This is a genomic window from Wolbachia endosymbiont of Pentidionis agamae, from assembly GCF_036711655.1.
Taxonomy (GTDB): domain Bacteria; phylum Pseudomonadota; class Alphaproteobacteria; order Rickettsiales; family Anaplasmataceae; genus JAZHPY01.
Map to the genome: position 1 here is coordinate 1 of NZ_JAZHPY010000036.1, position 10835 is coordinate 10835.

The window sequence follows — 10835 nt, forward strand, 5'->3', positions numbered from 1 at the left end:
CAACATTTTTGCAAATGGATTAGACTCAAATAAAACAAATAACAAAAAGCAAAAGCAAATTAGTGATTGAGTAATTATGGATATCTTTTTAAACATATTATTATCTTTAATAAAAATATTAATCAATAATAAATAAAAAGTAAGAACTAAAACCCATAGTAACATAGAACCTTCTTTATTACCCCAAACACCACATATTTTATAAATCAATGGCTTTGTTGTATGTGAGTTGTAATATACATTCTCAATTGAGAAATTATCAGTAACATGACAATAAGCAAGTATTATAAAAGATGATGAAATACAAAAGAATATTCCTAAACTAACAATTCTACAAAGGCGAAGTGGTAGAAATATATTTATTAAAATTAGTATACTAGCTACTAGTAATAACCCATAACCAAAGTATGAAATCATATGAAATAAAAATACGTATACTTTTGATTATATAAGCAAATGAAGTTTTTCTGACTACAATTCTGGATAAAAATATGAGGGTATTTACTAAACAACCGTTACATATAGGTGAATGGTTGTGTAGTTTTAGTATATAATTGCTACAAAATAGATAGTATAAAGAAGATTTTTACCATCCAATTTAGGATAGTAAAGTCATGAATTACTTCGCAAATGCATTATTGCTACTGTTTTTGCGATTTTATCATGGAGAAATTGCTTTCGTTTATCAAATACTGCGAGTACAATCAAAATTATTAGTGTTGTAAATTCTATGATGGTAGGAAATAAGGAAATAATAGTTCCAATGATATGTATAAGAACACACCTAACTACCGCTTGAATTATGCTTACATTTTTGAATGTATTTGCATCTTTTATACGGATACTAAGCAATAAATAACCAGGGGTACCACCAAATTTTGTTATCAAAAATGTCTCTAAAATTATAAGAAATATAGTTTCAACAACAATTGTTGTTAACACTTTTGTTAACACGCGAGGTTCAAGAAAAGCATCATGAATTATTCTGTCTATTTCATCTTCGTGAATATCCTCATTTACTAATGATGCTAATAAGTCTTCTAATTTATTACTTTCAAGTTGAAACAACATAATTGGCAATGCCAGAACGATTATAATAATAGCATCAATAACACCAGCTATAACACGCCTTGTGATTCCTGCATATTTAGTATCCATTTTTCAACCTTACATAGTTATCTGATTATATCATATTAGTAATTAAACAATTATGAAATTATTGGAAAATACTGATGCTGTTTTATAAATAGATGAATTTTGACATTAAAGAAAACATATTATTGAAAGTATGTCACTATTCATGCAGATTTAGGTTTAAAACTAAAGGTTATTCAAAGCTACTATTGCCTTTAAAAGCATCTATCTTAAATTATTAATAGAGAAAATTGAGCTAAAATATGAGTACACAATTTATTGAATGTGCCATAGTTAATCCAAATTTCAAGATCAGAAAAAATTAGAGAAATATCCAGCCTCCCCCAAGCATTTGTTCACCTTGATATACAACACACGCTTGACCTGGACTTATACCAAAATACTCATCTTTTAACATCACCATAGCTTTATCTTTTTCTTCCAAGGAAGTTATAGTAGCAGGACTACCGCTATGTGAAGATCTAAGCTTTACAGTGACCTCAATACCTTTTTCAGGAATAGATTGTTCTAACCAATTTAGATCTTTAACAAATAATTTTTTCCGTACTAATGCATTCATTGGCCCTACTATAACCTCATTAGTTGTTGCTTTTATCTTTATAACATAAAGAGGCTCATGATAAGATACACCAAGGCCTCTTCTTTGGCCCACGGTAAAATTTATAATACCATTATGTTCTCCAAGAACTTTACCATTTATATGTATAATACTTCCTTTTTTTGTAGCATGCGGAGTAAACTTAGCTATAGTTTTCTTATAATTATCTGAAACAAAACATATGTCTTGGCTATCAGGCTTCTGAGAAATCCTAAGACCAAAATATTCTGCTAATGCTCTCACGCTGCTTTTTTCAAAATTGCCCAAAGGAAAACGTAAGAATTTTAACTGCTCTGTGGTTGTTGCAAATAAAAAATAACTTTGATCTTTATTTTTATCTAGACTGGAATATAATTTAACTTGATCATTTTCTTCCTTTCTTCTCACATAGTGTCCAGTAACTAGCGCATCTGCATCTAGCTTTTTTGCAGCATCTAATAAATCACGGAATTTTACTGTTTGATTACACTTAACACAAGGTATTGGTGTTTCCCCACGTATATAAGTATTTGCAAAGTCTTCTATTACTTCTTTCTTAAATATTGATTCGTAATTTAAAACATAGTGAGGAAATTCAGTGCTTTCTGCAACACGTTTAGCATCATAAATATCTTGCCCTGCACAGCATGCACCTTTTCTTGCACTGCTATTACCTTCATATAACTGCAGAGTAATACCTATAACTTGATATCCTAATTTATGTAACAAAACTGCAGCAACAGAACTATCAACACCACCAGACATTGCTACCACAACTTTAGTTTTAGCTGGATCTTTACCTGCAATAAGTTGATCAATCCTAAATTTTTCTAGCACTTTATCTTATTCTATAAAGAAACTATTATAAAATAATTACTTTAAAATGAAAGTACCCCTAATGTTCTAGTACATTGTTTTCTGTTGCATCAACTACACTAGGATCATCTAGTGTTATACATCCCTTTGTATTATTAGTCAAAATATTAGCTTTTTCTATAAATTCTTTCAAATTCTTACACTCTATAATCTTAAAACCAGCATTATCCTTTTTACCGTTTAAATCATCAATAAAAGGTTCTTTAATTAACTTATAATTTCTTTTATTCTCCTCAGAAGAAAAGTAACTTTCTAATTTACCATGCATAATAATATCATGAGAGTCATACACTATAATTTCTTTATTACACTTTTGTGTAAAAATAAGTTTTACAGACGATTTAGGCATTTGTTCTTGTCTACCTGATTCCATGTAACTTGATAATTGCAAGTTACAATTATCAAAATTGGTTATAACACTTATACGAGATGGTATACTTTTACCATCTGTTTCAGAAGCAAAAATCAAAACGTTATCATTATTTTTTGTAGCATCTTGAATGATTTGAGATAGTTGTTTATTTTTATTAGCATTATAGTATAGCACAGCAAAAAGCATTGCTATAAGTAGTATTGCAATAGAAATTGCACATAATAAAATTATACTCATAATTAACTTATTAAATAATATATTTACTATTATTATAACATTAACTTTTTAATCCGTCAATTACTAAATTAGTATAGCATGACTGCAAATCGTTAAAGGAATTACAGTAATTGTATCGCTTTTGGTGTAATATATGTATAATAAATTGAGATGCAAAAAGTATTACATGAATAAATTAATTGACCTACTAGAAAAAAAATCTAGTGATAATATAGAACAAGAAATATGCAAATTACCTCATAATCTAGAAGCAGAGCAGCTGCTTATTGGCGCAATGATTCGTGATAACAGAATATGTGACGCTGTGGAGGATGTAATAACAGCGGAATACTTATATGATCCATTGCATCAAAACATTTTCACTCAGATATCCAAAACAAAAAAGCACGGCATAGTTGCAAACGAACTAAGCTTAAAAATGTTTTTTGAGCACGATCCAGCTTTTATTGATTGTGGTGGAACCGAATATTTGGCAAAACTTGCAGCTAAAGCAAGTATCGCTCTAGATATTTATAGCCTAACAAGAATAATACGGGATGCTTATATAAGAAGATGTTTAATTCAGCTAGGGCAAAATATAATAAGTGGCAGCTATAATTATGATATTGATAATCCTGCAGATGCTCAGATTGAACAAGCGATGGCAACATTGTTTAATCTAGTCACAAATAAACAACGAGATAAAAATTATATTAAACTTGCAGGTTCTATAAAGGACGTAATTAATAAAGTTAGCTTACTTAAAAATAATCCGGAAGCACTAGGAATTACAACTGGTTTATATGATTTGAACCAATTATTAGGTGGGCTTCAAAAGTCTGATCTACTGATTTTAGCTGCAAGGCCTTCAATGGGTAAAACAGCATTAGCATTAAATATTGCACTTAATGTCTGCAAGGTTTTACATGAAAGAGATAAACAGAATTATGTGGTATTTTTTTCACTAGAAATGTCAGCAGAGCAGCTAACTGCAAGGTTAATTACTATAGATTCAGGTGTTGGCTACTATAAAGCATTAACAGGAAAAATTAGTGAATTTGAATTACATACGTTTATAGAAATTGGCACTAAATTATCGGAGCTACCTTTTATAATTGATGATACTCCTGCTTTATCAATCACTGCCCTCCGCACAAGAATACGCCTACTGCATCAACTTTACGGCATAGGAGTTGTTTTTATTGATTATCTTCAGCTAATAAAAGGAACAACAAAAAGAAGTAGTGAAAATAGAGTACAAGAGATATCAGAGGTTACACAAGGACTTAAGGCGATTGCAAAAGAATTAAATATTCCAGTAGTTGCTTTATCACAACTTTCACGTTCTGTTGAACAAAGAGATGATAAGAAACCTCAGCTCGCAGATCTACGTGATTCAGGAAGCATAGAACAAGATGCAGACATAGTTATGTTTCTATATAGAGAAGAATATTATGAACTAAGAAAGCAACCAATTGAAGGAAGCGTTAAACATAGGGAGTGGCAAGAAAAAATGGAAAAGATAAGAAATATAGCAGAGCTTGTGATTGCTAAGCAAAGAAACGGACCTATAGGTAGTATAAAATTGTATTTTGACTCTAATAGAGGAACATTTAAGGATTATACTGAGAGGTATAATAATATATAAAACTTGTACAAACAGAACTTAATCTAAGAAAACTTATAACTTAGTAAAATTTTTAATATTTTCTGCATATTTCATATATTGTCATATGTGTATAGTTTATTTTAAAAGCTTTAAAATAGTTTCTAAAATTGACAATTTAATATATATACTGTACTATTATAACTATTAAAAAATAAAAAAGGATCCCTACGTGTTTTTACAACTGATACACCTTTAGTGTTTCAGTGGCTTCCAAAGGAATATGGGTGGACAATTCCAGAAAAATACTTAGATAGGTTAAACACTTGGGCAAAAAGAGAACCTCAGCGCCAAATAAAATTAGTAATAAATAGATCTGGCTTTACTCCTAAGCAGCTTAAGGAATTAAAGGGTAAGTTATTAGATAAAACATTCAACCCAAACCAAAACATAGACATCATAGACTTTAATAACTTAGATCTAAAGGAATATGATTTTAGTTTTCACTTACAACATGAACGGAAGATTAAACAGTCTGAATGTCCTGAATACACTGTATCTAAATACTTTAAAGATCTATATTCTATCCAGCAAGATAAGAGATTATCTTTTGGTGTTGAAATAGAGATTCTATGCGCATATTTATGCTACTTGCACTTGGATTTCCTACAATCTACTTTGATTTTGATGTTCTACTTTTTGATAATTAAATTTTTAAGTATCTTTACAATAAAATCCTATGATATAAAATAAAAAAATTGTATTTTTTTTATAGATGCCAAGACGTACAGACATAGAATCTATATTAGTGATAGGTGCTGGGCCAATAGTAATAGGTCAAGCATGTGAATTTGATTATTCTGGAACCCAAAGTTGTAGAGTATTAAAAAGTGAAGGGTATAGAGTAATTCTAGTCAATTCCAACCCTGCAACTATAATGACTGATCCAGAATTTTCTGATGCAACATATATTGAGCCTGTACTTCCTGAAATAATAGAAAAAGTTATTGAAAAAGAAAAACCAGATGCAATACTACCAACAATGGGTGGGCAAACAGCTTTAAATTGTGCAGTAAAACTTGCAGATATTGGTGTACTGGATAAATACAATGTGGAGTTAATAGGAGTAAGTAGAGAAGCTATAAGAAAGGCAGAAGATAGAAACTTATTCCGTCAGTCTATGGATAAAATAGGATTAAAATACCCGAAAAGCATCATAATTAAGAATAAAAAACAGATAAAAGAAGCTCTTAATTACATAGGATTACCTGCGATTATACGCTCATCTTTTACTCTTGGAGGAAGTGGGAGTGGAATAGCATATAACAAGGAAGAGTTCTTTTATATTACAGATAATGCATTAAAAATTTCACCAATAAATGAAGTACAAATAGATGAGTCAATTATTGGGTGGAAAGAGTATGAAATGGAAGTGATTCGAGATTATAAAGATAATTGTATAATAGTATGTTCCATAGAAAATGTTGATCCTATGGGAGTGCATACAGGTGATAGCATAACAGTTGCACCTGCTTTAACTCTGCGCGATGCGGAATATCAACAAATGAGAAATGCATCTATAGCAGTTCTGAGAGAAATTGGTGTTAATGCAGGTGGAGCAAATGTTCAGTTTGCAGTGAATCCTAAAGAAGATGAAAGCCTTGTTGTGATTGAAATGAACCCGAGAGTTTCTCGTTCTTCTGCACTTGCTTCAAAGGCAACTGGCTATCCTATTGCAAAAGTTGCAACTAAACTTGCTATTGGCTATTCACTTGATGAAATACGTAATGATTGTGCTAAAGCAATACCTGCAGCATTTGAGCCAGTAATTGATTATATTGTTACTAAAATTCCTCGTTTTGAATTTGAAAAGTTTAAAGGAGCAAATTCTGAACTTTTAACTTCTATGAAATCTGTTGGGGAAGTAATGTCAATAGGGCGTACCTTTAATGAATCTCTACAGAAAGCTCTTCGTTCTTTAGAAACTGGTCTTACTGGTCTTGATGCAGTATTTCCTGCAGAAACAGATCTTGATTACATAAAATCTCAACTAGCTAAGTTATCACCAAATAGAGTATTGATTGCTGCTGATGCTATACGTTTTGGAATTAGCATAGAGGAAATAAATGCTATTACTGGCTACAACTTTTGGTTTTTGCATAATATAAAGCAGATTGTTTTAGCTGAAAAGAAAATTAAAGAAAGTGGTTTGCCTGATACCAAGTATGAGATACTTGAATTGAAGAAAATGGGCTTCTCAGATATGAAGCTAGCAGAGTTAAGTAATAAAAAGACAGAACATATTGAAGCAATAAGAAAGAAATTTAATATAAGACAAGTCTATAAACGTGTAGATACTTGTGCTGCTGAATTTGAATCTAATACTGCATATATGTATGGGTGTTATGAAGGTGATGTTTTAAATAATCCTGAATGTGAAGCAGAAGTTTCTAGTAAACGGAAAATAGCTATTTTAGGTAGTGGCCCAAATAGGATTGGGCAAGGTATTGAATTTGATTATGCTTGCGTGCATGCAGTTTCTGCAGCAAAAGAATTAGGGCTAGAAACTATAATGATTAATTGTAATCCTGAGACTGTTTCAACTGATTATGATATTGCTGATCGTTTATATTTTGCACCATTAGTTATAGAAGATGTTCTTGCGATACTTGAAAAAGAACAAGAAAATGGTGAATTGATTGGGATAATAGTGCAAATTGGTGGGCAAACACCCTTAAAACTCGCAAGAATACTTAACGAAAGGGGTTTTAAAATTTTAGGCACCTCATTCGATTCCATAGATCTTGCGGAAGATCGTATGAGATTTAAAGATTTTGCTTCAAGAATGAGATTAAAACAACCTGAAAGTTCTATCTGTTACTCAGTTGACGAAGCTTTGAAATATGCAGAAAAAGTTGAATTTCCTTTGCTAGTTAGACCATCTTATGTTTTAGGTGGTGAGTCTATGTCTATAAAGCATGATATTGAAAGCTTTAAAGATTATATTATAGGGCAGGACAAAATTTTTAAACATGGATCACTTCTTCTTGATAAATTTCTAGTTAACACAGTTGAAGTTGATGTTGATGCCGTGAGTGATGGGAGCAATGTTTTCATTGCAGCAGTTATGGAGCATATTGAAGAGGCTGGAGTGCATTCTGGTGATTCAACTTGCTCAATTCCAACAAATACGCTAAGTGATGAAATAATAAAGGAAATTAAAACACAAACTAAAAAGATAACACTTGCATTAAAAGTTATTGGTTTGATAAACATTCAGTTTGCTGTGCAAGAGAATGATATATACATACTTGAAGTTAATTTAAGAGCTAGCCGTACAATTCCTTTTGTTTCTAAGACAATTAATATTCCAATCGCAAAGCTTGCTACCCAAGTTATTCTAGGTAAAAAATTGATTCAAGATAGCAAACCATTAAACTACTTTACTGTTAAAGCTGCAGTTTTTCCTTTTCCACGGTTTCCAGGTACAGACATTTTACTTGGCCCAGAAATGAAATCCACAGGTGAGGTTATGGGTATTGGCTTGTCATTTAGGGATGCACTTGCCAAAGCTCATATGGCTGCAGGATATAAACTTCCGGTAAAAGGAACTGCATTTATTTCAGTAAAAGATGACGATAAGGAATCTGTATTACCAGTTGCACAGATATTAAATAAGTTGGGCTGTGAAATTTATGCAACTAAAGGCACGGCTTCTTATTTAAACAATAATGGTATTATTGCAAAATCAGTAAATAAGGTAAGAGAGGGAAGACCTCACATATTAGATATGCTAAAAGATGGGAAAATAGATCTCATCATTAATACTTCTAAAGGAGTAAAGTCAGTATCAGACAGTAAAGATATCAGAAGAGTTGCAATTTTAAACAATATAACTTATAGCACTACTACTGCTGGAAGCAAGGCTTTAGTGCTCGCAATTCAGCATGTCAAGAATAATGAGTTAGAAGTTACTCCATTACAAAAATATTTTAATAACACAGCTATTCTATAGTAGCGATAGTAGATGTTTTGTTTGAAGAATAATTTATTATTAAAATAATTAACTGTTCAATAACTTGAGTTGTTTGCAAAAAATAGTTGATATATTAATATATTTATTGTATAATTAAACATTATATTTGCTAATATGTTATGACTGATATCAATATAAGTAAGCTAGATTTAAATGAACCAGATATCTGGTTCGATGGTCAAGAAATAAAAAAAGGATTTCCACATATTTTTACAACTGATACACCTTTAGTGGTTCAGTGGCTTCCAAAAAATTATGGATGGAAAGTTCTAGAAGAATACTTAGAAAGGTTGAGCAATTGGGCAAAATTAGAACCTCAGCGTCGAATAAAATTAGTAATAAACGGATCAGGTTTCACTCCTAAGCAGCTTAAGGAATTAAGGGATAAATTATTAGATAAAACATTCAACCCAAATCAAAATATAGATCTAATAGATTTCAATGAATTGGACCTAAGTGAGTACGATTTTAGTTTTCATATACAGCTTACAAAAAATTATGAAAAGTCTAAGTGCCTTAAATATACTGTATTAGATTATTTTAAAAATTTATATTCTCTTAGTGAATGTGATAGATTAAAGTTTGGTATTGAAATAGATTCTATGCGCATACTTATGTTACTAGCAGTCGAACTTCCTATAATCTACTTTGATTTTGATATTTTTCCTAAGGAAAATGAAAGACTTAATAAAGTTAAAGCTGAACAGGGATTTTTGTTTGATATGTCATCTGGTATGGAAAATTCTGTAATTGCTATGAGTGATGCAGGTAAGATAAAACTTGATCAGTTTTACATGAGAATGAAACATGAGTGGCAATATTCTTATCCAGATCTGAAGAGAAGTTCGCATAAAATATACGAGTCTATGTTAGAAACTACATATGGTATTATGATAGACATAGAAACTAAACCTAGATCAGCAGAAGATCTTTTAAACACTCTTAGTAAAGCTTGGAGCTTAGGGAAATCAGATAGAGATAGAATACGTGAAATAGTTGGATTTCAGCATAAAGGAAGAAATATTTATGTCCAAAGTTACAAAAGTTGGAACATGTATAAGAGAGATTTATATAGTACAGAAGAACTAAAAGAGATAGAGAGAGAAATAAAAGAAGAACCATTGGTATTTCAGCCAAGAGACATGTTAAGTAATGTATCTACTGAACATTCATCATCTATTGAAGAAGTTAAGATTAAAAATCATTCTGCTAATAAAACAACACAGTGCTCTCCATAATTTTTGTAATAATAATGGTTATGTAATACAGCTTTACAGATTCGATCCTGTACTATTAAGTTGACCGTGCTATGGTTGTTGAGATTGCCTGCTCCCCATATGCTGCTCTATATTAGCATCTCTCAATTTATTATCAGGTCTAATACAAGCTGCTGCAAGTTGATCTTGATTCTTTTTCTTAATATCATCATTAATGACATTTGCAACAGTGTTGGCAATGACACATAGGAAACATCCCAATTAACAACTATATTGTATGAAAGTGTCAGTTTATTCTCATGAATTTTAGATAATTTAGATGAACAGTTATGTTCCTTTTGTCGTACAAACTCAACTAGTTTATCGTACGGCATGCTTTGTAATTCTTTATTCTTACCATCAAATAAATAATCAAAAAGAGGCTTGTTATTTGTTATGAAGATATGCTTTTTTACTTTATTAATCTTTTTAATGAAATGACTGGAATATTCTGGATATTCATTTTTCCACTGCGCTTGATCTTGTATACTCTTGTGCTTACACCACAAATTTTCTAAGTTATTAATTTCTGTCTCTTGAAAAAATTCATATAGCTTTACATTTTCTAGCTTAAGTTTTTATACTCTGTTTTGCATTTTTCATAATACTCATTTAATTCTACATTATTTATTATAATTTCCTTGTTTATTTTAAATCCTTCATTATCAACGATATCTGAGCTAGCAACGCTAATTCTGGATTAAGAAAGGAAGAAAGAGAAGGAAGGCTTTTTGGATTTC

General features: G+C 30.8%; 8 protein-coding genes and 1 pseudogene. 4 read left to right on the plus strand and 5 right to left on the minus strand.

Features of this window, described 5'->3' with window-relative positions; all coding sequences use genetic code 11:
• The 4 genes and pseudogenes from V6U76_RS02875 to V6U76_RS02890 form a co-directional block, all read right to left on the minus strand.
• Positions 1 to 414 (minus strand): annotated as a pseudogene (locus V6U76_RS02875) (heme lyase CcmF/NrfE family subunit); the annotation flags it as partial.
• Between the two features lie 198 nt (positions 415 to 612).
• Positions 613 to 1158, minus strand: coding sequence for an RDD family protein (locus V6U76_RS02880; protein ID WP_333023518.1), 546 nt, complete (start codon positions 1156 to 1158; stop codon positions 613 to 615).
• Positions 1159 to 1456: 298 nt separating this feature from the next.
• Positions 1457 to 2569 carry a tRNA 2-thiouridine(34) synthase MnmA gene (gene mnmA / locus V6U76_RS02885; protein ID WP_333023519.1) on the minus strand — a complete coding sequence of 371 codons (1113 nt, stop codon included), beginning with the start codon at positions 2567 to 2569 and terminating at the stop codon, positions 1457 to 1459.
• 58 nt (positions 2570 to 2627) lie between these two features.
• Positions 2628 to 3218: a hypothetical protein gene (locus V6U76_RS02890; RefSeq protein ID WP_333023520.1), complete on the minus strand. Its 591-nt coding sequence runs from the start codon at positions 3216 to 3218 to the stop codon at positions 2628 to 2630.
• A gap of 166 nt (positions 3219 to 3384) precedes the next feature.
• Here V6U76_RS02890 and V6U76_RS02895 point away from each other — a divergent pair, with 166 nt between their 5' ends.
• From V6U76_RS02895 to V6U76_RS02910, 4 genes are all read left to right on the plus strand, one after another.
• Positions 3385 to 4845, plus strand: coding sequence for a replicative DNA helicase (locus V6U76_RS02895; protein ID WP_333023521.1), 1461 nt, complete (start codon positions 3385 to 3387; stop codon positions 4843 to 4845).
• Positions 4846 to 5061: 216 nt separating this feature from the next.
• The gene (locus V6U76_RS02900; RefSeq protein WP_333023522.1) at positions 5062 to 5556 is read left to right on the plus strand and encodes a hypothetical protein; all 495 of its coding nucleotides are present in this window, start codon (positions 5062 to 5064) and stop codon (positions 5554 to 5556) included.
• 22 nt (positions 5557 to 5578) lie between these two features.
• Positions 5579 to 8818: a carbamoyl-phosphate synthase large subunit gene (gene carB / locus V6U76_RS02905; protein WP_333023523.1), complete on the plus strand. Its 3240-nt coding sequence runs from the start codon at positions 5579 to 5581 to the stop codon at positions 8816 to 8818.
• Between the two features lie 140 nt (positions 8819 to 8958).
• Complete coding sequence (locus V6U76_RS02910) at positions 8959 to 10077, plus strand: hypothetical protein (RefSeq protein WP_333023524.1); 1119 nt, start codon at positions 8959 to 8961, stop codon at positions 10075 to 10077.
• Positions 10078 to 10199: 122 nt separating this feature from the next.
• Here V6U76_RS02910 and V6U76_RS02915 read toward each other — a convergent pair whose 3' ends face one another.
• The gene (locus V6U76_RS02915; RefSeq protein ID WP_333023525.1) at positions 10200 to 10604 is read right to left on the minus strand and encodes a hypothetical protein; all 405 of its coding nucleotides are present in this window, start codon (positions 10602 to 10604) and stop codon (positions 10200 to 10202) included.
• Positions 10605 to 10835: the final 231 nt, after the last annotated feature.